The 23,784-nt window shown below is 62.8% G+C and carries 23 protein-coding genes and 1 pseudogene; 12 read left to right on the top strand and 12 right to left on the bottom strand.

The features are described from left to right. Nucleotides 1–174 precede the first annotated feature (174 nt). From WCD84_RS08790 to WCD84_RS08775, 4 genes are read right to left on the bottom strand one after another with little or no spacing between them, the layout of a single operon-like run. Nucleotides 175–882: a hypothetical protein gene (locus WCD84_RS08790; RefSeq protein ID WP_343281121.1), complete on the bottom strand. Its 708-nt coding sequence runs from the start codon at nt 880–882 to the stop codon at nt 175–177. Beyond that, nucleotides 879–1,316: a hypothetical protein gene (locus WCD84_RS08785; RefSeq protein WP_343281120.1), complete on the bottom strand. Its 438-nt coding sequence runs from the start codon at nt 1,314–1,316 to the stop codon at nt 879–881. Before WCD84_RS08785 ends, WCD84_RS08790 begins: the two co-directional genes overlap by 4 nt. Further along, entirely contained in the window at nt 1,300–1,782 is a 483-nt protein-coding gene (locus tag WCD84_RS08780; RefSeq protein WP_343281119.1) for a pilus assembly FimT family protein, read from the bottom strand. The genes WCD84_RS08785 and WCD84_RS08780 overlap by 17 nt, the downstream gene beginning before the upstream one ends. 1 nt (nt 1,783) lies before the next feature. Continuing rightward, a complete protein-coding gene (locus WCD84_RS08775; protein WP_343281118.1) occupies nt 1,784–2,209 on the bottom strand; it encodes a type IV pilin protein in 426 nt (141 codons plus the stop codon). Between the two features lie 806 nt (nt 2,210–3,015). Here WCD84_RS08775 and WCD84_RS08770 point away from each other — a divergent pair. From WCD84_RS08770 to WCD84_RS08745, 6 genes are all read left to right on the top strand, one after another. Further along, nucleotides 3,016–3,462, top strand: a complete 447-nt coding sequence (locus tag WCD84_RS08770; protein WP_343281117.1) for a pilin — start codon at nt 3,016–3,018, stop codon at nt 3,460–3,462. A 141-nt stretch (nt 3,463–3,603) separates the two neighbouring features. Continuing rightward, nucleotides 3,604–4,011, top strand: a complete 408-nt coding sequence (locus tag WCD84_RS08765) for a pilin (protein WP_343281116.1) — start codon at nt 3,604–3,606, stop codon at nt 4,009–4,011. Between the two features lie 65 nt (nt 4,012–4,076). After that, nucleotides 4,077–6,026 carry a hypothetical protein gene (locus WCD84_RS08760; protein ID WP_343281115.1) on the top strand — a complete coding sequence of 650 codons (1,950 nt, stop codon included), beginning with the start codon at nt 4,077–4,079 and terminating at the stop codon, nt 6,024–6,026. A 610-nt stretch (nt 6,027–6,636) separates the two neighbouring features. Further along, entirely contained in the window at nt 6,637–7,809 is a 1,173-nt protein-coding gene (locus tag WCD84_RS08755) for a DegT/DnrJ/EryC1/StrS family aminotransferase (protein WP_343281114.1), read from the top strand. Further along, nucleotides 7,806–8,765 (top strand): ATP-grasp domain-containing protein, encoded by a 960-nt coding sequence (locus WCD84_RS08750; RefSeq protein WP_343281113.1) that lies wholly within the window; start codon nt 7,806–7,808, stop codon nt 8,763–8,765. The genes WCD84_RS08755 and WCD84_RS08750 overlap by 4 nt, the downstream gene beginning before the upstream one ends. A gap of 3 nt (nt 8,766–8,768) precedes the next feature. Next, a complete protein-coding gene (locus WCD84_RS08745) occupies nt 8,769–9,485 on the top strand; it encodes a class I SAM-dependent methyltransferase (RefSeq protein ID WP_343281112.1) in 717 nt (238 codons plus the stop codon). A gap of 21 nt (nt 9,486–9,506) precedes the next feature. On the opposite strand, the gene WCD84_RS08740 is transcribed toward WCD84_RS08745, so the two are convergent. The 5 genes from WCD84_RS08740 to WCD84_RS08720 all read right to left on the bottom strand — a co-directional run bounded on the left by WCD84_RS08740 (nt 9,507) and on the right by WCD84_RS08720 (nt 15,141). Next, nucleotides 9,507–10,607, bottom strand: coding sequence for an FkbM family methyltransferase (locus WCD84_RS08740; protein ID WP_343281111.1), 1,101 nt, complete (start codon nt 10,605–10,607; stop codon nt 9,507–9,509). Between the two features lie 8 nt (nt 10,608–10,615). After that, complete coding sequence (locus WCD84_RS08735) at nt 10,616–11,830, bottom strand: lipopolysaccharide biosynthesis protein (RefSeq protein ID WP_343281110.1); 1,215 nt, start codon at nt 11,828–11,830, stop codon at nt 10,616–10,618. Between the two features lie 62 nt (nt 11,831–11,892). Continuing rightward, nucleotides 11,893–12,861, bottom strand: a complete 969-nt coding sequence (locus WCD84_RS08730) for a glycosyltransferase family 2 protein (protein WP_343281109.1) — start codon at nt 12,859–12,861, stop codon at nt 11,893–11,895. Between the two features lie 269 nt (nt 12,862–13,130). Next, a complete protein-coding gene (locus WCD84_RS08725) occupies nt 13,131–13,865 on the bottom strand; it encodes a class I SAM-dependent methyltransferase (protein ID WP_343281108.1) in 735 nt (244 codons plus the stop codon). Next, entirely contained in the window at nt 13,855–15,141 is a 1,287-nt protein-coding gene (locus WCD84_RS08720; RefSeq protein ID WP_343281107.1) for a glycosyltransferase, read from the bottom strand. The genes WCD84_RS08725 and WCD84_RS08720 overlap by 11 nt, the downstream gene beginning before the upstream one ends. Nucleotides 15,142–15,399: 258 nt before the next feature. Here WCD84_RS08720 and WCD84_RS08715 point away from each other — a divergent pair, with 258 nt between their 5' ends. Both WCD84_RS08715 and WCD84_RS08710 read left to right on the top strand, forming a co-directional pair. Beyond that, the gene (locus WCD84_RS08715; RefSeq protein ID WP_343281106.1) at nt 15,400–15,672 is read left to right on the top strand and encodes a hypothetical protein; all 273 of its coding nucleotides are present in this window, start codon (nt 15,400–15,402) and stop codon (nt 15,670–15,672) included. Next, complete coding sequence (locus tag WCD84_RS08710) at nt 15,669–16,079, top strand: type II toxin-antitoxin system VapC family toxin (protein ID WP_343281105.1); 411 nt, start codon at nt 15,669–15,671, stop codon at nt 16,077–16,079. Before WCD84_RS08715 ends, WCD84_RS08710 begins: the two co-directional genes overlap by 4 nt. Before the next feature lie 17 nt (nt 16,080–16,096). Here WCD84_RS08710 and WCD84_RS08705 read toward each other — a convergent pair whose 3' ends face one another. Beyond that, entirely contained in the window at nt 16,097–16,948 is an 852-nt protein-coding gene (locus WCD84_RS08705; protein ID WP_343281104.1) for a glycosyltransferase family 2 protein, read from the bottom strand. 132 nt (nt 16,949–17,080) lie between these two features. On the opposite strand from WCD84_RS08705, the gene pilB reads away from it, so the two are divergent. The 3 genes from pilB to WCD84_RS08690 all read left to right on the top strand — a co-directional run bounded on the left by pilB (nt 17,081) and on the right by WCD84_RS08690 (nt 21,076). After that, nucleotides 17,081–18,805, top strand: coding sequence for a type IV-A pilus assembly ATPase PilB (gene pilB, locus WCD84_RS08700; protein WP_343281103.1), 1,725 nt, complete (start codon nt 17,081–17,083; stop codon nt 18,803–18,805). A 131-nt stretch (nt 18,806–18,936) separates the two neighbouring features. Beyond that, nucleotides 18,937–20,208, top strand: coding sequence for a type II secretion system F family protein (locus WCD84_RS08695; protein WP_449280088.1), 1,272 nt, complete (start codon nt 18,937–18,939; stop codon nt 20,206–20,208). A gap of 7 nt (nt 20,209–20,215) precedes the next feature. Next, nucleotides 20,216–21,076 (top strand): prepilin peptidase, encoded by an 861-nt coding sequence (locus WCD84_RS08690; RefSeq protein WP_343281102.1) that lies wholly within the window; start codon nt 20,216–20,218, stop codon nt 21,074–21,076. A gap of 193 nt (nt 21,077–21,269) precedes the next feature. Here WCD84_RS08690 and WCD84_RS08685 read toward each other — a convergent pair whose 3' ends face one another. Next, a complete protein-coding gene (locus WCD84_RS08685; RefSeq protein WP_343254269.1) occupies nt 21,270–22,142 on the bottom strand; it encodes a nucleotidyl transferase AbiEii/AbiGii toxin family protein in 873 nt (290 codons plus the stop codon). After that, nucleotides 22,127–23,191 carry a type IV toxin-antitoxin system AbiEi family antitoxin gene (locus WCD84_RS08680; protein WP_343281101.1) on the bottom strand — a complete coding sequence of 355 codons (1,065 nt, stop codon included), beginning with the start codon at nt 23,189–23,191 and terminating at the stop codon, nt 22,127–22,129. The genes WCD84_RS08685 and WCD84_RS08680 overlap by 16 nt, the downstream gene beginning before the upstream one ends. Before the next feature lie 171 nt (nt 23,192–23,362). On the opposite strand from WCD84_RS08680, the pseudogene WCD84_RS08675 reads away from it, so the two are divergent. After that, nucleotides 23,363–23,784, top strand: a pseudogene (locus WCD84_RS08675) (prepilin peptidase); the annotation flags it as partial.

Genomic DNA, 23,784 nt, shown 5'->3' with positions numbered 1-23,784 from the left:
TTTTTTTTGTCTTTTTTTTTTTGTTTCTTTTTTTTGTCCCCCCCCCCTCTCCCCCCCCTCCCCCCCCCCCCCCCCCCCCCCCCCCCCCCCCCCACAAAGGCAGCTCTGCCAAAGGCTGCTCCTCCAAAGGCTGCTCTCCCAAAGGCTTCTCACCCAATGGCTGTCTTTCCCTGCTCATGCTGAAGCCTCCGTGGCCGCCGCCGGCACGATCTCCGCACCCTTGATGTTCTGCAGGCACACGCCGAACAGCCGCATGCCGCCGGCCTCCAGCGCCAAGGTCACGTGCTCCACCTCGCCCACGTTCTGGCCATACGGCTCGCAGGCACCCGCCTGCTGCACGAAGCGCGCCTCGGCCAGGCGCAGCACCGAGACCTCGCCCTGGCCCACGTGGAAGCCCACCGCCGATACCAGCATCCGCGGCGTCGGCTGCCCCGGCGTGGCCCAGGTCACCCCGGCATCGTCCACGCCGCTGCAGGGCGTTGCCGGCATCAGGTACAGACCCTGCGCCAAGGGACCATCCGGGCCCGCCATCGCCGCGCCCGCCGCCGGCGCCTCGGCCACGATCCGCATCCCGGCGCACAGCATCGGCCCGCCATCGACGTCGCGAAAACGCCAGACCACCCCGCGCCCGTCCGCACTCACGCGCAGGTTGTCGCCAGCGGTGCCCGGCTCGATGCGCCAGCCCACCGCCTGCAGCTCCATCTGCGCGCCCAGCAGGGCGGACGCCAGCTGGCTGTCGCGCACCGCGCTCAGCTCCGAACTGGTGGAGGTGTCCACCATCGTCCGGTACAGCGCCAGCATCGCCACCACGCCCAGCACCGACAGCAGCAGCCCCACCAGGGTGCCGATCAGCGTCATGCCACGCTGGCGCTGCCGGCTCATTGATGCGTCCCCACAACCAGCGACACACCGTCGGCCGGCAGCCCCAGCGCCTCGGGCGCCAGGCTGAGCGTGATCTGGCGCGGCATGTCCACCGCCATGCTGCCCGCGCCGCTGGCCTGCACCTGAACCGTGGTGCCGGCCTGGCAGGCCACGTCCACATTCACTTCCAGCGCCAGGTCGTCGCCGCCCACCGCCATCGGCCGGCTGGACGCGCCGTCGCACAGGCCCTCGCCGTGCTCGCGCAGCAGCTGGCGCATGCCGATCACCGCCATGCCCTCGATACGCGCATCGCGCTGCGCACCGGTGAGCTGGGTGGCCACGTACACCATGCCCGCGCCCAGGATGCACAGCAGCAGTACCCCGACCAGGGCCTCGATCAACATGTCACCGCGCTGCCAGCGCGGGCGCGCGCATGGTTCAAAGCAGGTCGACATCGAGCGCCTCCGCGGGGTCGCGCCCCGTCACCCGCAGCCGCGCCACCTGCGTGCAGTCGGGCACCAGGGCCGGATCGGCATAGGCGCCGCGACTGTCGAAGGCCACGCAGCGGAACGGCGTGCCGGTGGCCGGCTCGGCAAGGCTGATGGCGGGGTGCGGCCGGCCGTTCCAGACCACCGTGCCGCCCGCGCAGTCCTCGCCCGTGCCCAGCCGCGCCACTTCCAGCAGGCTGTCGGCCGCAAGCCGCAGGCAGGCCACCGGCGCCCCGCTCGCCAGGCCCAGCGGATTGCGCAGCGACAGCGCCCGCGCCTGGCCCACGCCCTCGGTCAGCAGGCCACGCGCCTGCAGCTGGCGGTCGCTGTCCATCCAGCGCGCGCCAAAGGGCAGCGCCAGCATCGCCAGCGCCGCCACGATGGCGAGCGTGACCATCAGTTCGACCAGGCTGAAGCCGCGGCCCGCGTCCACGTCACCAGTCCACGCGGCCCGCGGCCTGGCAGCGCTCCCCCACCCGGCGCGCCGGCGGCGTGCTGGCCAGAGTGAGCACGCAGCCCTGCAGCTTGTCCTGGTGGCGCCACGTGGCGGTGGCCGCGTACTGGCCCTTGTCGCTTTTGATGTGGAAGGCGAAGTCGTCGGCGTTCGCGGATGGCTGCCAGCCGGTGACCACGGTGCCGGCCTCGGCGTCGACCACCGGGTACCAGAGGGTGCGCTGGCGGAGGTTCTCGAGGTGTGCGCCAAGGGCGGCGAGGTCGGTCTGGGCAACCCGCATCTTGCTGCGCAGCACGTAGTTCGAATACGAGGGGTACGCAATGGCCGCGAGGATGGCGACGATGGCCACGACGACAATGATCTCGATCAGCGTGAAGCCACGGGACGGGCGGGAAGCGGGAGACATGGGAAAAGTGTCCCACGGGGGCAATGAAGGCTTGATGCCAGCGTGGTCGAAGCGAAGTCATCCACCGTGGTCCCGGATCCTGGACGGCATGGTGGCCGCATCCTTTCCCTTGGTGCTGTCCGAAGCCCTGCTCCGAGTACAGAACAGTGCTGCAGAGGCGAGGCCACGCCTGCACCAACACCAGATCGTCCGAATCAAGTCCGGCGGCCAAGAGGAGTTCTGGCGTGTCTTCCTCCCGGATTCCTTCCAGCACCAGGTCCGCCCGCGCCTGACCGAGGCACGCCCGACGGAGTCGGCCGAATCCGACAGCAGAATAGGACTGAGCGGCAAACACTCGGGCCGCGTCATCCCCGATCGACGCATTCATGCCGATGGCTGCCGGAACGTGGGCAACGACCGCTTCAGCCTGGTGAAAACCGTTGCCGATGCGCTGGCGGCCGCTTCATCCCGCTGCCGTCAGAATGTGACCACTTTGGCGCTCGCGCCTGGCATCGAGATCCGCGCATCGGTCTGCGGACGCGCCAGACCGATGCGCGACACGCATCACAGGATGGGAACAGGTGGTGACCTTGAGCGTCACTTTGAACGTACAAAAGTGACCCAATGCGTCCTCTACTCCCCGGCAGTGACAGCCGGGACCGTGAATCCGGTTGCATATCCATTCATCCGCGCCTCGAAGCCCCCAACTGGCACGGGTTCTGCATACACTTCCCTGCACGTGCGGCGTCGCACGGCAACAACGGTTCCGGAACCCAAACCGGCATCGCTGCACGTGAAGGTCCAAATCAACCCTAGGGGAGTTTCCCATGAAGAAGCAGTCTGGTTTTACCCTGATCGAACTGATGATCGTTGTCGCGATCATCGCCATCCTGGCGGCGATTGCGCTGCCGGCTTACCAAGACTATGTCGCCAAGTCCCAGGTGACGGCAGGTCTTGCTGATATTCGTGGCAGCATCACGGCGTACGAGGAAGGCATCCAGGCCGGCAACCGTACCGGCACCCCAGACCTTGAAGACCTGGGCCTCAACTCCAGCACGCCGCGCTGCGTCATTGCAACGCCCACCATCGCGTGGAACGCTCAATCTGGCCAGGTTGTTCAGTGCACCTTGCGCGGCAATCCGAAGGTCGCCGGCGCACAGGTTCGCCTGACGCGCAACGCCTCGGGCCAGTGGCCGTGCACCATTGCGGTTGGCAGCGCCGGTGCCAACTTCAAGGAATCCTACCGCCCGGCTGGCTGCGCCGCCGGCACCTAACGGTAGGCTGGTAAGCGGGCGAGTGCTCAAGAGCCCCGCTTCGGCGGGGCTTTTTTGTTGTGCCACAGCACAGTCCGTGAATCACAAATTAGGCGCAGCTGGCAGCCATCAACGCGAATGAAGGCACACAGGGGAAGGGAGATGAAGGTTTCGGGGGGATTCACACTCATTGAACTCATGATCGTCGTTGCGGTCATCGCCATACTGGCTGCCATTGCGCTTCCGGCTTACCAGAACTACACGATAAAGGGCCAGCTCACGACAGCGCTCGCCGAAATCAACTCCGGCCGTAGCATGTACGAATCGAAGCTGGTGGCTGAAAACATCATATCCTTCAGTGCCACCGATATCGGACTTCCGAGCAGCACGCCCCGCTGTAGCGCAATCAACCTGGTCTCCGGTGAAACCGGGCATATTGAATGCTTGGTTCGCGGTGCCCCTCCGATCCACGGAGATGCCCTTCGCATCAATCGCAATTCATCGGGCGAGTGGCAGTGCCAGACCGCTGCCGGCACGCTCGACAAATATAAGCCCAGCCATTGCCAATGATGGTGGCGTTTCCGGCCTCTTCCTGACCAAGCCGGAGCCCACCTTGCACCGGACCGTCTTAATCGATGACCAAGCTCTTTTTCAACACCCGCGCCTGGTGCGCGATCCTGCTGGTGGCTACAGGCCTTGCCTACTGGCCCGGCTTGGGCGGCGGCTTCATCTTCGACGACTGGTCGGCCTTGGTGGAGAACCGGGGCGTGCACATCGACGCACTGGATGGCGCATCACTGCGGCAGGCCGCGACATCCTTCGAACCAGGAGGGACGCTTGGTGTCCGCCCGCTATCCATGCTCGGCTTCGGCATCAACCATGCCCTGCACGGGCTGGACCCCTGGGGCTACAAGATGACAGGCTGGCTGGTGCATCTGCTCAACACCCTGCTGGTGTTCGCGTTCGTCCGGCGCGTGGTCATGCTGGCCGCGCCCCAAACACCAATCCAGGTCGGCACTGCAGGCGAGTCCGCTCCTGTTGCCGCCAACCCCGTCGTCGTCGCCGGTGTCGTCGCGCTGCTCTGGGCGGTCCATCCGCTGCAGGTCTCCTCCGTCCTGTATGTCGTCCAGCGGATGGAGACCCTGTCCATCACCTTCGTCCTGCTGGCCCTGCTGGCCTATCTGCGTGGACGAACGAACCAGATCGAGGCACGACCCGGCTGGAGCTGGCTGGCGCTGTGCATCCCGCTGGTGGCGCTGGGCTGGGCGGCCAAGGAGTCGGCCGTCCTGTTTCCCGCGTTCGCACTGGCGCTCGAGTTGACCGTGCTGTCCTTTGCGGCGCAGCGTCGCTGGGTGGCCCGAAGCTGGCGCTGGGGATATGCGCTTGCCGTTGCAGCGGCAGTCCTGGTGTTCCTGCTGCTGGTGCTTCCGCACTTCTGGAGTGCTGAAACGATCACGGGCCGGAACTTCAACACCGCCGAGCGTCTGCTGACGCAGCTCCGCGTACTGGTGATGTACCTGTGGCAGATCGTCCTGCCCCTGCCCGGCGCCCTGACCTTCTACTACGACAACTTGCCCGTTTCGAAAGGCCTGCTGTCGCCGCCCGCCACCTTGGTGAGCGGCCTCTTCCTGCTTGCCCTGCTGGCCTCGGCCCTGATCCTGATCAAGCGCATTCCGCTGTACTCCTTGGGCGTCCTTCTGTTTTTTGCGGCCCATGCCCTGACCAGCAACGTGGTGGCGCTTGAGCTTGTATTCGAACACCGCAACTATTTCGCGCTGCTGGGCGTGATCCTGGCGCTGGCCGGACTGTTCCTGAAGCTCCCCGTGCGCGATCGCTTTGCGGCGCAATGGGGTGTGGTGGCACTGCTTTGCGTGGCCTGCCTTTTCCTCACGACACTGCGGGCTGCCACCTGGGGCGACCGGCTGTATCTGGCCAGCGACCTGGCGGACAAGAACCCGCTTTCGGCGCGCGCCAGTTCCGACTTGGCCACCCTCTACCTCGAAATGACGGACGGCTATCCAGGCTCACCCTTCAACGACTTCGCCATGCGTGAGTTCGAACGCGGCGCATCGATTCCGGGCAGCTCGATCATGAGCGACCACGGCCTCATCCTTGTAGCGGCCCAAGCCGGGCGGCCCGTCGACCCGGCCTGGTGGGACAGACTGATCGCCAAACTGGAACACCAGCCAATCACGCCCGACACCACCCACGCCATGTTCGGCCTGCTCGGCAACCGGCTCAAAGGCGTGGCGCTGGACGACGACCGGCTGGTGGAAGCGTTCCTGGCCATGTTCAACCGGGTCAGGCTGCCGCCATACAGCTATGCACAGTTTGGTGACTACCTGCTCAAGCACGTCGGGGATGAGTCGCTGGCCGACCAGGTCTTCGAGCTTGCGGTGGTGGAAAGCCTCTCCAGTCCGGCCTACGCGCAGCAGATGGCAAATGTCCTACTCAAGGATGGTCACATCCGCCAGGCCCGGGCGGTTGCAGCCAAGGCCCGCGAGCTCGGCATTCCACTTGATGTCAGCCTTCCTGACAGCGACAGTGCCGACGGCGAGGCGCCCGCCTTGTCCGTCACGAACTGAGCGTCTAACGATCCATGCTGGACAAGCACGCCGATGCCCCTCGACTCGCCACGCTAGCCAGCCCTGTACTGGATCAGTTCGATAATCCGCGTATTCCTGCCATGCTCGAAGTCGAACTCGGGCGCAAAGGGAGCGAGGTTACCAAGATGCCCGTTCCACAGCCGCGGTTGAACTGGCTGCGGCCTCGATCTCACACTTCCCAGCTGAGGATCTTTCGAGTGCGTGGATCTCACCGAAGTGGGTGCCTGAAGACTTGGCGACCCCTCTATCCGATGCTGTCGTTGCGGCCTATGAGGCGATCGCGCAGCGCGACTCCTCCCTCGCCGCCGAGCGCGCCTGGACAATCCTTGAGGCGTACGGACACGAGGCATCTCAGAACAATCTGGATGGCGCACGCAAGGGGGAAGACACGTTTGGCAGAGATGCGGGCACCTGGCTCCTGGCCGTCAGAAGCTTTCTCCCGGCGTGGGCTGACCGAACGCAGTATCCGCAAAGCCACTAACGGTTCGATAGTGATCGTCCATGGTTGGTAAACGCGACGACAGTGCGCCGAACCCGATGCAGGCAGCTGAACTTTGACTTATCCAAGGATCACAGCGAGACGCTACATATGAAAGACGTTCGCACTCTTGCAGACCTCGCCATCAATGGTGCGCCACCGGCCTTCGCTGATCTCTTGCATGTAGGACGTCCCAATATCGGCGATCAAGAGGTGTTTCTGCAGCATGTCAAAGACATCCTCGACAATAGATGGTTGACCAACAACGGTCCTCTTGTCCAAGAGTTCGAGCGGCGCGTCGCTGCCTACCTTGGCGTCAAGCACTGCGTCGCCATGTGCAATGGCACCATCGCGCTGGAGATCGCCATTCGCGCCTTGGGCCTGTCTGGCGAAGTCATCGTTCCTTCCTGGACATTTGTCGCTACAGCCCACGCCCTCTACTGGCAAGGCATTACTCCGGTATTCGCCGATATCGACCCGGCCACGCACAATCTCGACCCTCAGAGCGTGCGCCGCATGATCACGCCACGCACCAGTGGCATCATAGGAGTGCATCTGTGGGGGCGTGCCGCGCCTGTTGCCGAACTGCAGGCCATTGCCAACGAACACGGCCTGAAACTGATGTTCGATGCGGCGCATGCCTTCGGCAGCAGCTACAAAGGGCAAAGCATCGGGCGTTTTGGTGCCTGCGAGGTGTTCAGCTTCCATGCCACCAAGGCTTTCAACACCATGGAGGGTGGCGCAGTCGCTACCAACGATGATGAACTGGCCGAAGCCGCGCGCCTGATGCGCAACTTCGGCTTCAAGGGTTACGACAACGTCATCCACCCTGGCACCAATGGCAAGATGATCGAAGTCTGCGCGGCGATGGGGCTGGCGAACCTGGATGGGTTCGACAAAATCGTCGCCGCAAACCAGCGTATCCACGCTGCCTACAAACAGGCACTGGCAGGCATTCCCGGTATCAGCGTGCTGGAGTACGCACCAACCGAGCGCAACAGCCACCATTACGTGGTTCTGGAAGTAGGCGACGACTGTCGGTCCAATCGTGACGACATCCTCGCCGCTTTGCATGCGGAGAACGTCCTGGCGCGCAAGTACTTCTGGCCGGGATGTCACATGATGCAGCCGTATCATGGGCTGTATCCCAACGCGGGTCTGGTGCTGCCCAACACAATCGACGTGTCGGACCGGGTGCTTGTACTGCCTGCCGGAATCCAGATCACTACCGCGAACATTCATGCTGTTTGCAACGTCATCCGGGCGGTTGCTGCGGCGTCATGAAGTATCTCGTTACTGCCATCGGCTCGATATCAGCGGAAGCCGTCATTCAGGCACTCAGTCAACAGTCAGGCGCAGTCGCGGTGGGTTGCAGCATCTATCCAAGGGAGTGGACGGCGGCGTCGCGGCTAGTGGATTGCTTTCATCAGGTTCCACCGGCGTGCGATACCACGGCCTACCTCTCTCGACTCATTGAAATCTGCAAGAGTGAGCAGATCAGCCATGTCATTCCCTTGACCGATCCCGAGGTGGATGTGCTTTCGGCGGACAGACCGCGCTTCGACGAAATCGGAGTCAAGCTCTGCATTTCACCGCAACCGGCTATCCGCTTGGCGCGCGATAAGTTAGCCATCCATCAATGCTTCGCCAATCACCCGCGCATTCGGCCAATCCAGACGGCAGACCTTCAGGAAGAAGGAAGTCCCGACTTCGGCTATCCGCTCCTCGCTAAGCCACGCCACGGCAGAAGCAGCGAAAGGCAGGTGGACATCCCGGATCCGACTGCTTTGAGATTCTGGCGCGGCCGACTTTCTGAAGAAGACTATGTAGTCCAGCCCCGCTGCAACGGCGAGGTGTTCGTGGTGGACATGGTGCGCCAACCAGACGGCCGTCGGTCGGCTGCGATGACACGGCGGGAACTGCTTCGCACCCCAAATGGAGCGGGCTTGACCGTCCACATGCAGCCCGGGCATGCATGCGACATGCTCGCACTCGAAGCCGCCGGGATTCTTGGCCTGAGCGGCTGCGTCAACATGGAGTTTCTTGTTGGCAACGGCGTGCCCTTGCTGATGGACGTGAACCCTCGGCTCTCCGCCGGCATTGCGTTCAGCATGATGTCGGGTTACGACATGGTGTCCAATCACCTGCGCTGTTTCGATGGCAGACAGATAGAGGACTGCATGCCCCCTCCGGACAGGGTGTACGCACGCGGCCTTGTCGAATATTCACCACAGGATTAGATCATGAGCCTTCGCAACCTCGACCCGACCTCCAGCAGCGACGACTGGAATCGGAAGTGGGCCGACATCTTCGACCACTACCAGAATGATCTACGGCATGCCTACTACATCCATGCCATGCTCGCGAACGACGAACATCGCCTGCTGGAGATCGGTGCCGGAAGCTTCCGCGACATGGCCGAACTGCGCGGGCGCGGCATCGATTGCGAAGGCATGGACTTTTCGCTGGAATCCGTCGAACGAGCCAAGCGCCGGTTCCCTGCCTTCGCAAGTGCCATGCACCATATGAGTGCCTTCGAAACGTCGTATTCTGATAACACTTTCGACGTCACCTACCACAACGGATTCTGGGTGCTCTTCCCGGATGAGCAGATACTCTCACTCGCGATGGAGCAGGCACGAATCACCAAGCACCGGATGATCGTGACGGTACATAACGCGCACAATGCTCAATTCGTCGACTACTTTGCGCGGAAGAAGGTAGGCGACCCCTTGTACGACATCCGCTTCTTCGAAATGGATGAAATATCTGGATTAATGGGCAAGGTCTGCAGCAAAGTGACCATCCTGCCAGTGGGAAAGGGCAAGCAGCATCACGAAGATCTGTTGATCCGGAATGGCGTGACAGATCCCGCCACGTTGCGCGCCTGCCTGACGGAAAGCGGCTTGAAACACTTAGAAAGCAGCGAAAGGCTGATGTGCATTGGTACGCTGCGATAATCGCAACCAGCTTTGCTTCAGCTAGACAGCATAAAGCACCGACTCCCATTGAACAGGGGTGTGATGACCGAAGTGGAACGTGTAGTTCGGATTGATCGTCTGGATCAATTCGCGCAGCACCCAAAGGTCATCGTTGCGGTGGTATGCGGAAACCAGCAAGCGCGGTTGAAATGTTCGCAGCGTGTGTTCCGCGCCCCTCAAAGCGTCACCCTCGCCCCCTTCGATGTCCATCTTGATCACATCCACGTGAATGTCATTTGCGCGCACATAGTCATCAATTGATATGAATGCAAAAGAAGCGTCAGGTACCGCGTTTGGTCGGATCTCAGCCGTGCCACTTGCCAGCGGCGCGCATCCGTTGGAGACCGCTCCAACAGCCATCGGCACAACGTGCATGCGGCTGGACAAATGTGGGTTCAGTGTCTTCTGCATGTTGCAGAACCTCACGTGTGCCGGCAGGGGGTCGAACATGTGCACCTGTCCGGCCGCACCTACGTGCATTGCAAAAACTGTGGCGACCTCACCAACACATGCACCGCAATCAAGAACCGTTTCACCAGGGCGCGGAGAAAGGCTGATACCGCCGCGCTTCACGAAATACTGGCGGTACAGGTTGACAGAGTCCACGAACCCTTCGGTCGCGATGATGCTTGCAGGCTCTTGGCAGCCCATCGCCACATCCAGCAACCGCAGTGGCAAACCCATGTACCGATCGGGCAATTCAGGGTGTGAGAATGACTTCGACCTCTTGATCTCCAGATAGGCATCGAAAGCCTCGGGCGGGAAATACGCACGGCGATACCCGACAACCCTGAGCACGATTGCGTCGTCGAACTGGCGACGACTCAGGTCATCAACGAGTACCTCACGCGTCTCCCACAACTTGATTGAATTCCGCTGCAGCCATTCTGTGGAATAGCCTTTTTGGGGGTTGCCGCTCAGGCTTCCGAAGACTTGGCGAACACGCCGTCGCGCATCGACGAAGTGCGCGGTCGGCAACTTCTTGAACCAGTTCCAGTCAAAATTGCCGTCCTTGCGCCCCCGGCTACTTCCCCGCAATTGGAAGTCAATCTGTGACAGCAACCCATGCAGCCAACGCTGCCCGGCATGAGGATTGGTCATGTTCGAACTCATTTCGCCTGATTACTTTCCGATTGGTAACCATGCCTGATAAGCAACCCCATCACCAGAGCCACCAACACTTCCGAAACCAACAACGCTAGCACTGCTGCAACGCCCCCTATGCGGGGCAAAAAAACCAAGTTCAGCAACACCACAACGCCGAGCCCCGCTATTTCGACATAGCAACGCATCGTTTGCCGGTGGTGTGCCGTCAGATGAGTTGCAAGACAATGGCGCAGGGCGAACAGCGCAGGCCAAGGCGACAATAGACCGAGGTAGAAGGTCGCGTGTGCATACTCACTGCCGAACACGCGAGGTACCCAAGGTGCAACAACCAGGATTCCGACGCCCGCCAACACACCGTAGCAGAGGCCGGATATCAACAGTGCGCGAAAGGTCCGTGCACCGTCATCACTGCCTGCACGTGCCAGCAAGCGTGGCAGGCTGGCGCTGATCAAGGCCGTCACCGGCATCAGAAACATGCTGGCAATTCGAAAGGCGACCGTGTATGGCCCAACAACCGCGGCGCCGAGGATCTGCAGCATCAGGATTTTGTCCACCTCCTGATAGCTGGCGCCCGCCGTATTGCTGACAGCATAGCCCGTCCCTTGCCTGATGGAATCGCGCAGTCGCAGCCGCGCGTGCCACGCTGGAAGGCCGTCGATTCCCGCGACCAGAGCAATGGCTACGGCCAAGCCAAGCGCCGAACCAATGAAGTGCGCCATGGCCGCATGTTCGGGAGTAGCGGCGAGGCCGCAGGCAAGGACGCCAAGCATTGCCAGAGTACGCCCAAGAGGCACCAAGCATACTGCCACCGCCGACGCCACACCGCGCTCCAACGCATAGCACTGGCTGACGGCGGCCAGAGCGGCAGGTAGCAATATCAGCTCAGACAGCGCCAGAAGCAGCATCGGAAATAGTGGTAAGCGCTGTTGCAATAGGAGTGAGGACACAACCAGCACGCACAGTACGAGCAGGCTGCCGATCACTCCGGTCTGCACCAAAGCGGTAGCCCACATTGCCCGGGAACTACCACGGTCCCGAGCAACGTACCGGGTGAGCAGAAGCGAACTTCCCCAACTGGCGAGCGGCGCGCCCAGGATGACCAGCGCCACCGAACCCGCAAACAGGCCGTAGCCTTCGGCACCGAGCCAACGGGAAGCGATCAGTAGATAGGCTGCCTGGATGACAGAGCGAGTCCCCAATCCCGCCATTCCGAGCAACGCATTCTTGCCAAGACGTCCCGGCCTGTATCCCACCCGAAGCCGGTCCCTCCACGTTCCCATTACGGCTGTACCGCCCCATTTGTTGCATCACTGGGAATTTCCCGTTGCTGACGCCTGACGCTGGGCAAACGCATGACAACAGCTTTCAAGCCGGCCTCAAGGAAGCCGGCAAGGGTGAAGTTCCGCGTGAAGTCAAGCAGGGCGTCCTTGATGGCTTGGGCATCCCGCGCACGCGCACCCCAGAGGAGCAGTCCCGCCGCTGATTCCCACCGATAGCCGGATGGGTAGTCGACCCTACTTGCAAAAAACGTGCGCGCTGCCGTATCGAACTCCAGCGCCGACCTGTAAAAGGCCACCCGCGATCTAGCGCCGGAGCGTAAGGCGGAGTTGGGACTGACGTGGTAAACGGCCATGACGGCCGGGATATAGCCAGCTTTCCAGCGCGACGTGATCCAGGCAGCCAGCACACTGTCACCGAAGTGATAATTCTCATTCATGATTCCGGAGTCGTACCACTCGACCATGGTCGTCCTGCGTAGAAGAATGGTGCATGTGCGGAGCACTTTCGGAGAGTGCCACGTACTGAACAGATTGCCCTGCAGGTATCGGGACGCAGTTCGGCGATGGACCGACTTTCTAAGGTCGTGACTCCAACGTCCATCCTTTAACCGAGAGCGCGCCCAGTCCGTATGAACGATGCCGATTCCGGGGTCGCTTTTCATCAGCGCCACCTGCTTTGCCAGCTTGTCGCTGTCGCACCAGAAATCGTCGCCTTCGCAATAGGCTACGTACTGCCCGCGCGCGCGCGCGAAGATACGCAGCGAGTTGGAATTCATTCCAACGTTGCTCGATGAATAGACAACGCGGATTATTTCCGGGTAGCGCTTCTGGTACTCAGTTGCGATCTGCAGTGTCGCGTCCGCGGATGCATCCTCGCCAATGATCAATTCAAAAGGAAATTTACACACTTGCGTTACTACACCCTCAATGGCTTGAGCCAGATGCTCCGCGTGGTTGTAGGTGATCATCAAGATGGTAACTACAGGATCCTTTACCAGCCGATCCTGATCACTCGTTTCATATAGTTCATCAGTCATGCGCGCCTCTTAGCCTTCTCGCAACCACGTCCGGAAAATGCGCGCTGCAACTCAGGGCCGACATCGGGGAGAAGCTAAATGGCATCCGCCCGCATGCTGCACTGTCAGAACTAGCGTCACACGCTCGAACTCGTCGGCACCGGCCGCAGCACTGATCGCAGGAAGCCAGGCCACTGGACGCTCGCGTTTCCGCACACCATTCATGCCTTGCGCAAGTGATAGATCAGGGTAGGAAACATGCGTCGGGCCAAGGACCACGCCCCCACAGGGATATGTCTAAGCGCATGTCTCCACAGCGGATTATCCGGGAACTCGATTTCAAAGGTGGCCCTCAATGCCAATCCGTGCGCTTGCTCGAACCTGAACCCAGCAAGCTCCAGGCAGCGCTCAAGTTGCCCGCATGAAAGCGGCCGACAATCGTAGTGGCGACCCTTGCGCCAGAGCCGAAGCCATCCGCTGCGCCAGCGCTCCGGCCACCAGCTCAAGAACGCAAGGCGATAATGCGGTTCCACCAGCATCCAGCGATTGGGCACGGCCAAGTAGCCGACGCCACCGGATTTCAGGACGCGGTGCAGTTCACGCAGGTGTCGGTCCTGCGCGTCATCATCACCGACGTGCTCGATCACGTGGTTGCTGATGACGACGTCGAACACGCCGTCGGCGAATGGAAGGCCCGTTCCCGTCACGGGAGTGAAACGATAACCGTCCTTCGACTGCCGATTGTCCACCACGTCCACAGCATCCACGTCGTACCGGCCGGAGGACTCGTGGACAAAGTAGTGGCTGATCCAGCCGGACCCGGCTCCAACTTCCAGCAGGCGTCGAGGTGAGGAATCGAGGGCGAGTTCCAGCAGCCGTTCGATCTTGCGCCCTTTCCTGTAGCGACCATCCATTGCCAGGGCGGCGTGCGGGCTGCGGGGCGGGTCAACCGTCATCGTGATGATCCATCCCACTGCGATCAAATCCCATGCTTTCGCCCAAGTTGCTTGCGCAGGCTTCAAGGGTGTCCGCGTATCCGTTGGCGACATGCTGCCAGTCGAACCTGTTGATGAGTTCTTGGCGCAGCACTTTCGCATCGGCTTGGGCGCACCCACTCTTCAACATGGTCAGAACGGCATTGGATAACTGCTCCCGATGGCGCGGATCGACAAGGCTGCATGACGCGTGGCCAAGCACATCACGCACCGCCGGCACGTCACCGGAGAGCACCGGGCAGCCGCAACCGGCGGCTTCCACAAGCACCAGCCCCAAGCCTTCCTGGTCGCCGGACCCAGCCTCGACGAACGGTGCCACGAAGATCGTGGCCCGTCGATACAGGTTGGGAAGGTCCGCTTGGGGAACCGCGCCGAGAAACTCGACGTGTTCGTCAATCCCGAGTCCTGCGACGCGACGCCTGAGCGCGGCTTCTTCCGGGCCGAACCCGGCAATGCGCAGGCGGACGCCGGGCCGGCGGGCGATCACCGCAGGCATCGCATCAAGCAGATGACGCAGCCCTTTCTTTTCCACCAGGCGGCCGACGAACAGCAGCTCATCGTCCGAGCGTGGCGTGTCGGGGTCCGGCACGAATCGATGCCGCAGATCGACGCCCATAGGTTGCACGCTGACATTGCCGGCGTCGGGTTCGATTTGCCGTATCCGCTCCCGCATCGCTTCACTGACCACCGTGACCGCGCATGCGCTGCGGATTACGAAACGCTTCATCCGCTGCAGCAAGCGGCCCTTGAGTGCGAACAGGTCGGCACCGTGCGAGGTGACCACGAACGGCACCTTGCGCCCGGGCAGGCGCTGCAAGATCGCAGCGATCAACCCCTGCGGGATCAACCAATGGGCATGGATGACATCGACGTCGCCCGCGCGGACCAGGCGCCAGGCCTGCCAGGCCTGTGCCAGCACGAAGCCAGGGACGAGCAGGTACTTCCATTGGCTGCGCCGCAGGTTGGTGACGATCCCGCCATCGTTGACCAGCGTTTCCAGGCGCGCGGGCGCGTAGCGATAACGGATCACCTCGACGCCATCAAACACCTCCGCCGTTTTCGCTCCGGGCGCATGGGGGCCGAGGACGATCACGCGGAAACGGTCGGTCAAGCGCTTTGCCAGCTCATGCACAAAGCCCGGCTCCGGATCGCCAGCCCAGCGCGGGTAGGTCGAGGCCAGCACCAGCAGCGTGGGTTTGCCCGTTCCGGGCCCGGTGGAAGGCCCGCTATCAATCATCCCTGCGGCACGTCAATGCCGTGATCTGCTCGGAAATCAGCCCGATCAGGAAGATGGAGTGACATGTTTTAGCTTCCTGTGCGCTGCGAAGTCAGTCGGCCTGTTCGGCAAGCCCGAGAGATTCTACCCTGTGTCTCACCACGGCTTCTTCCACGCGCGAGCCCTTGGATTGCCGTCCCTGCGGATCGCGAACGGGCGCGGACGAACGGTACCGTTTTCGGTACTATAATATGGCACCGCATCGCCATCGGATCCGCCATGGACAACAACACTGTGACCGCCGCCGAGCTCAAGCGCCGAGGAATGGCCGCGATCGAGGACGGCCTCAAGCGCGGCTCCGTTCGCATCATCAAGCGCAACAAGGTCGCCGCCGTGGTCATGTCCGCAGCGGACTACGAACGGCTCACCGTCGCGGCTGGCAAGAAGCCGCCGGGCGTGAGCGCGATGCAATGGCTGCTGACGTACCCGGCCACGGGGCGCAGCACCAAGCGCGAGCTCGACCAGCGCCTGCGCCAAGAGCGCGACTGGTGATTCTTTTTCTCGACGCCAACGCCCTGATCTATCTGATCGAAGGGGCGGAGCCGTTTGTCTCCCGCGTACGCGGGCAACTGCGGGCACTTGAGGCAGCCCATCCAGGGGCCCACATGGCCGTGAGCCGGCTGACTGCGCTTGAGTGCCGCACCGGACCGATGAAAGCCGGCGACGCTTCCATCCTCTCCCACTACGATGCCTTCTTCGCTCAACCCGACCTCGTCTGGGTTGAGCTGGACGCGACCGTGATCGACCTCGCCACCGCCATCCGCGCCCGCCACGGGTTGAGAACACCCGACGCACTGCAGGCAGCATGCTGCCTGCATCTGGGGCCGGAACATGCCTTCGTCACCGGCGACAAGGCGTTCGGGCGAGTTGCCGGCTTGAACGTGGTCACGCTTCGTTGATGCTGCGCCGCCTTCGATCACTCATCCCTGCGGTACGTCAACGCCGTGATCTGCTCGGAAATCAGCCCGATCAGGAAAATGATCACCGCCGCACTGAACAGCAGCACGCTCATGTTGGTGAACCGGCCTTCGGCTAGATAGGTGTAGGCGTAATAGCCCATTCCGGTCAGAAAGAAGGCGAACGCCGTGGGCGCGAACAGCTTCAGCGGCGCATACAGGGTCGCTATCTTGAAGATGATCAGCAGGAAACGGATGCCATCGCGGATCGGGCGGATGTGGCTCCTGCCGATGCGTTTGGCCACCGGGACCGGCACGTAGGCCACCGGGTAGGCGCTGCGGAAGAAGGCCATGGTGCTGGTGGTGGGATAGCTGAAGCCGTTGGGCAGCAGGTACAGGAACTCGCGGAACTTCGCCGCCCGCACCGCCCGGAATCCGGAGGTCAGGTCCTTCACGTCGGAGCCGGTCATGCGGCTGGCCAGCCAGTTGTAGAAAGCGTTGGCGGCGCCGCGGTGCACGCCGGCCTGACCGGCCCGGTCGCGGGCACCGACCACCATGTCGTATCCCTCGCCCAGCCGCTCCAGCAGCTGCGGAATACATGCCGGGTCATGCTGCCCATCCGCGTCCATGAACACCAGAACGTCCCCGCCTGCGGCCCGGGCACCGCGCTTGATCGCCGCGCCATTGCCCATGGAATAAGGAGAGGTCAGGGCTGTGGCACCGTACTCGGCAGCCACCGCCGCGGTGTCGTCGGTGGACCCGTCATCGACCACGATGATCTCGGCGTCCGGCATTTGGGCGCGCAGGGCCGGCAGGACACGCCGCAGGCCTTCGGCCTCGTTCTTGGCCGGCAGAATGACTGAAACTTTCATCGTGTCCCCTTTGTGCCAAGGGTAGCCGGAAACCCCGCCCTGCTGCAGGCCGGACCTCCGGGGGCGTGACCGGCGTCCGGCTGTGGCACAGCGGTTGCTTGCGGTAAAGTCGGCACTTCGTGGAGGATCCGAATGAACGCAGTCGCCTCGGCCAATCTGGTCGGAATCACCGGCATCGCCCGTCGTCTCGTCCTGGACGGCGTACTGGACGACGCCACCGCCCGCGAGGCTTTGGACAAGGCCTCGGCCCAGCGCAAGCCGATCGCCCAGTACCTGCGGGAGCACAAGCTGGTCACTTCGGCCCAGCTGGCCGGCGCCAACTCCATCGAATTCGGCATGCCGGTCTTCGATCCGTCGGTGATGGACGGGTCGTTCAGTGCGATCAAGCTGGTCAGCGAGGAGCTGCTGGCCAAGCACGCCATCCTGCCCCTGTTCAAGCGCGGCGGCCGGCTGTTCGTGGGCACGCCCGACCCCACCAACACCCACGCCATGGACGAGGTGAAGTTCCACACCAACCTGACGGTCGAGCCGATCCTGGTGGACGAGGACAAGCTGCGCCGCTGCGTGGAGCTGTGGCAGGACGCCGGGGACGCCTTTGGCGATGCGCTCGAAGACTCCGAAGGCCTGGACAACCTCGACGTCAGCGGCGGCGAGGATGAGGGCAGCGATTCCGGGGTGAATGCCACGGGTGATGACACCCCGGTGGTCAAGTTCGTCAACAAGGTCCTGATCGATGCCATCAAGAAGGGGGCCTCGGATATCCACTTCGAGCCCTACGAGGATGACTTCCGGGTGCGTCTGCGCATCGACGGCATTCTCAAGCAGGCCGCGAAGATGCCGGTCAAGCTGAACCAGCGGATCACCGCCCGCCTGAAGGTCATGGCCCAACTGGACATCGCCGAGAAGCGGGTGCCGCAGGACGGCCGCATCAAGCTCAACCTGAGCAAGACCAAGCAGATCGACTTCCGCGTCAGCACCCTGCCGACCCTGTTCGGCGAAAAGGTGGTGCTGCGTATCCTCGACGGCAGCGCCGCCAAACTCGGCATCGAGAAGCTGGGCTATGAGCCGGAGCAGCAGAAGATCTTCCTTGATGCCATCCACAAGCCCTATGGGATGGTGCTGGTCACCGGCCCCACCGGATCCGGCAAGACGGTCAGCCTGTACACGGCGCTCGGCATCCTCAACGACGACATGCGCAACATCTCCACCGTGGAGGATCCGGTGGAAATCCGCCTGCCCGGCGTGAACCAGGTGCAGCAGAACGTTAAACGCGGCATGACCTTTGCCGCGGCCCTGCGCAGCTTCCTGCGCCAGGACCCGGACATCATCATGGTGGGCGAGATCCGCGACCTTGAAACCGCCGAGATCGCGATCAAGGCCGCCCAGACCGGCCACATGGTGCTCTCCACGCTGCACACCAACGACGCCCCGCAAACCATTGCCCGCTTGATGAACATGGGTATTGCGCCCTACAACATCACCAGCTCGGTCACTGTGGTGGTCGCCCAGCGCCTGTGCCGCCGGCTCTGCCCCAGATGCAAGCGTCCGCAGGATCTGCCCGAGAACGCCCTGTTGGCCGAGGGATTCACCGCCGATGAGATCCATGCCGGCTTCACGATTTACGAGGCCGTGGGCTGCGACGAGTGCACCGGTGGCTACAAGGGCCGGGTGGGCATCTACCAGGTGCTGCCGATGAGCGACGAGATCCAGACCATCGTGCTGCAGGGCGGCAACGCGCTGCAGATCGCGGAGGCGGCCAAGGCCGCCGGGGTGAAGGATCTGCGCCAATCGGCGTTGCTGAAGGCGAGGAATGGGCTGACTAGCCTGGCGGAGATCAACCGGATTACGGTCGACTGAGAGCTTTGCGGGGAAGGAAAGGTCGGAACCCGGAGCGGCGTCACAAACGGAAATTTCACTTTGCGCCGCAAGGGTTTAGGATGTGCTCTTGCGGCCTGGTCGGGGTTCCGGGCCTTTAGGGGAGTCTGAACATGTCTGTGACCGGTAGCGCCGCGCGAACCGCCGCGAAGAAGCCCGTTGTGCACCAGCGTGCCGGCGTGGAGCTGACGCCCTTCGTCTGGCAGGGCACCGACAAGCGCGGCAAGAAGATGAAAGGCGAGCAGTCGGCGAAGAACGCCAACCTGCTCCGTGCCGAGCTGCGTCGCCAGGGCATCACGCCCCAGGTGGTCAAGGCCAAGGGCAAACCACTGTTCGGCAGCTCGGGCAAGCGCATCTCGTCCAAGGACATCGCGGTGTTCAGCCGCCAGCTCGCGACGATGATCAAATCCGGCGTGCCGATCGTCCAGTCGCTGGAGATCATTGGCAACGGCAACAAGAACGTCCGGATGAAGACCATGGTCGACTCGCTGCGCCTGGATCTCGAGGGCGGCCTGTCGATCTACGAAGCAATGAGCAAGCATCCGGTGCAGTTCGACGAGTTGTATCGGAATCTGGTGAAGGCCGGCGAAGGCGCGGGCGTGCTGGAGACCGTGCTCGAGACCATCGCCACGTACAAGGAAAACGTCGAGAGCCTCAAGGGCAAGATCAAGAAGGCGCTGTTCTACCCGGCAACGGTGGTTGCGGTCGCGCTTCTGGTCAGTGCCATCCTGCTGGTCTACGTGGTGCCACAGTTCGAATCGGTATTCGCGGGCTTTGGCACCGAACTTCCGGCGTTTACCCAGCTGATCGTGGGCGCATCACGGTTCATGGTGCAGTGGTGGTGGATCATCCTGCTGGCGACGGTGGCCACCATCGTGGGCACGATCTTCATCTTCAAGCGCTCGCCCGCGTTCCAGCATTTTTGCGACCGGTTGATCCTCAAGGTCCCGGTGATCGGCCAGATCATGCACAACTCGGCCATCGCACGCTTCGCCCGGACGCTGGCAACGACCTTCCAGGCCGGTGTTCCCCTGGTGGAAGCGCTGGATATCGTGGCCGGTGCAACCGGCAACACCGTGTACGAGAAGGCCACCCACGAGATCAAGAACGACGTCGCCGTGGGCTACCAGCTCAATATGTCCATGAAGCAGGTGAACCTGTTCCCGCACATGGTCATCCAGATGGCGGCGATCGGCGAAGAGGCCGGTGCGCTCGACACCATGCTGTTCAAGGTGGCCGAGTTCTATGAGGAAGAGGTCAACAACGCCGTGGATGCGCTGTCCAGCCTGCTGGAGCCGCTGATCATGGTGTTCATCGGCACGATCGTGGGCGGCATGGTCGTCGGCATGTACCTCCCGATCTTCAAGCTCGCCGCGGTGGTCTGACCTAGCAGTGGCCTTCCTCGACCAGAACCCCGAGATCGGCTACCCGCTGGTCGCAGGCCTCGGCCTGCTTGTCGGCAGCTTCCTCAATGTGGTCATCCTGCGCCTGCCCAGGCGCATGGAGTGGCAGTGGAAGCGCGACAGCCGCGAGATGCTGGGCGAGCCGGAGCTCTACGATCCGCCGCCGCCGGGCATCGTGGTGGAGCGCTCGCACTGCCCGCATTGCGGGCATCAGCTGAGCTGGTACGAGAACATCCCGGTGCTGAGCTGGCTGGCGCTGCGCGGCAAGTGCCGCAGCTGCAAGGCCCCGATCTCCGCGCAGTACCCGGCGGTGGAACTGCTGACCATGCTGCTGGTGCTGGCCAGCGTGTGGACCTTCGGCTTCGGCTGGCAGGGCTTTGGCGCGGCGCTGCTGAGCTGCTACCTGGTCGCGCTGGGCGGCATCGACCTGCGCACCCAGCTGCTGCCGGATTCGCTCACATTGCCCTTGATGTGGCTGGGGCTGATCGCGGCGGTGGAAAACCTGTACCACGGGCCCAAGGAGGCCCTGCTTGGCGCAATCGCCGGCTACGTGAGCCTGTGGACGGTGTGGTGGGGCTACAAACAGTTCACCGGCAAGGACGGCATGGGCCACGGCGACTTCAAGCTGCTGGCCGCGCTGGGCGCCTGGTGCGGGCTGGCGGGCGTGCTGCCGATCATCCTGGTGTCGTCGCTGGTGGGCGCGGTGATTGGTGGCGCCTGGCTGATGATCAAGGGCCGCGAGCGCGCCACGCCGATTCCCTTTGGGCCGTTCCTGGCGGCGGCGGGGTGGATTGTGTTCATGTGGGGTGACGGGATCATCGGCGCCTACAGGGCCTACGCGGGCCTGTAACGCCTATGTAGGAACGGTTATTTGTAGGAGCAGCTTTTGTGGGAGCGGCTATAGCCGCGATCAGATGGGCGGGAATCCCTACGACGCTGCGCGAAACCAAGGCTGTGATCGCGGCTATAGCCGCTCCTGCAAAGGCGGTTTCTTATCCTTTTTCTGGGCGGATCCCTCGCGCCCAGTCCGGAGCGACCCGCATTCATTCCCTCAAGCCCAGCGCGCGCAGCAATGCATCCACTTGGCCGAATGCGTCTTGCTGCCATTGGTCCGGGGTACGCTCTCCCAGGACCTCTGTCTCCTCCACGAACAGGCGAACGCTGGTGGGACCATAACTATCCGGAGCCTCGAACTTTCCCGCGATGAAACGGTATCCGGCATCGCCGCTCTTCTGCTCCAGCACTGACCTACAGGCGTCGGCCAGCGCTTCGATGCCACCCGGATAGTTCCGGACGCAGTAATAAATGTCGTAGGCATCCTTCTGCTTGTGCCGGTGTTCGATGGCGTACCCCTTCATCGCCAACAACGCCGGAATCGAGCAGACCGCGATCTCGACGCGATTCGTGCCGCCGGCCGGCATGAAGCCCGACACCGCCACCATCTCGTAGAAATGCGTTGCCAGGTCCGCGCCGTCCGCTCTCTGCACGGCGAAGTTCTCGATCATTGGCGGAACGTTCTTCACGATGTCGGCGTCCCGCGGCATCAGGAAGTCGACGACGACATCGATCGGAGGACCGCCATCGCCAGCCGACACCTTCCGGACCAACTGGAAGCGCCGAAATTCCTCGCGCTGCTGGTACCCATGTCGCAGCAGTGCCTCGACGAGCCTCGCGTACTCCCCGTCACCCAACGCCTCTGCGTCCAAGCCGAGATCCAGGTCGAGCGTGCCGACGTGTGGCATGTCCTCGTTGTCGAGCAGCAGCCACGGCACGGCACCGCCGATCACAGCGAACTTGCCCTTGAAGCTCCCGAGGATCTGGCCGATCTCGACCAGCACCGTTTTCACCGCGGTTGTGGTGCGGTCGTCGTAGTCGGCTGCTGACTGCGGCTCCTGTGGGCTCACGTCTTCTGCCACGCCAGCATTTCCCTGCGTAGATGGTCGGCCGCTTCCGCACCGCGCTCGCCGGCCACGCGGAGATCCAGATACGTTTGCACCGGGCTCGTACAGACCGCCCCTGGTGCGGGTTCCACGGTATCCCGAAACAAGCCCGCATCCTTGGGCAGCGCCACGATGACATTCTGACCTTTCGAGGCTGCAGAAAGCCCCAGCGCGCCATGAAGCCGTTCAAGACCTTTCTGGTCTGCATAGAAATATTGCGTGCCGGTGCGCGCATAGGGTGCCAGCCACTGCGCAGCAGAGTACGAAGCGAACACTGCCTGCCCGCCTTCATCTCCCGCGTGCAGTGTCTGGCGCGCGGCATCTTCCAGCGCGCGGCCGTGCAGCGTCGTGTAGAAGCCCAGGCGCTTGCCCGCCGGCGGTTCGTAAGCACTCGCCCACTCATCGAGCAGCGCCTCAGGCCTGGCCAAGAGCAACCCATCGTCCGAGACTTCCGCCCACTCCCGGTCCAGCAACCCGTTGCGCACGTTGCTGACATGACCCACGCTGACAGCAGCGGCTTCGGCAAGTTCGACAACGCGCCAGGCCCGGTCCGGTTGGCGAAGCAGGACTCGCAGCACCTGAGCGGACTTCGGCGTGAACAAGGACTTGAGTCCGCGGCGTTCGCTGTCCGGCTTGTTCGCCACCTGCCGATCGATGAAGATGCCATCGAACGACAGGTGGGCATTGCCCTCGAAATCGAGGAAGCCGACCCCTTCCTCGCGGCACATCGACTGCGCATTCGGCGACAGATAGGGGGCAATGAAGACCGGAATCGCTCCTTGCGCTTTCCGGGCCACGTAGTTGCGTAGCTGAAGAAGTGCCGCTCGCGCGTATCGCGGTTGGCCGCTGGACTTCACTTCGCAAGCCAGAATTCGGGGCTGGCCTGCCGCTTCGAGGTGTACAAGGATGTCAACCCCGTCCCCGGCAGCGGAAACCTGCTGATCGACGCTCACCACCGTGATTGCCGACACCCGCTCAAGCAGCTCCCGGAGCGCCTCGGCTGCCCGGGTTTCTGCGATTCTCACGGATTCAGGGTATTTCAGCACTTGCTGAAAATATCACTTCTAGTGAAATAGTCAACAAAGGCAGGTTTCAGCAGATGCTGAAAGGGGCCTATAGTCTGAAAGCACACGTTGAATTCGCGGAATGGTGCGCGCTCACCCCGGGTGATCTCGCCCATCTGTTCCCCATGCGCACTCACCTGTTATCTGATCGCGCTGTCGGGCATCGACCTGCGCACCCAGCTGCTGCCGGATTCGCTCACATTGCCGCTGATGTGGCTGGGGCTGATCGCGGCGGTGGAGAACCTGTACCACGGGCCCAAGGAGGCCCTGCTGGGCGCGATTGCCGGCTACGTGAGCCTGTGGGTGGTGTGGTGGGGCTACAAGCAGTTCACCGGCAAGGACGGCATGGGCCACGGCGACTTCAAGCTGCTGGCCGCGCTGGGCGCCTGGTGCGGGCTTGCGGGCGTGCTGCCGATCATCCTGGTGTCGTCGCTGGTGGGCGCGGTGATTGGTGGCGCCTGGCTGATGATCAAGGGCCGCGAGCGCGCCACGCCGATTCCCTTTGGGCCGTTCCTGGCGGCGGCGGGGTGGATCGTGTTCATGTGGGGCGATCC

The organism is Luteimonas changyuni, from assembly GCF_039548395.1.
GTDB lineage: Bacteria > Pseudomonadota > Gammaproteobacteria > Xanthomonadales > Xanthomonadaceae > Luteimonas.
The sequence above is the reverse complement of the archived record's forward strand: the minus strand, read 5'-3'. Positions and strand labels throughout refer to the sequence as shown.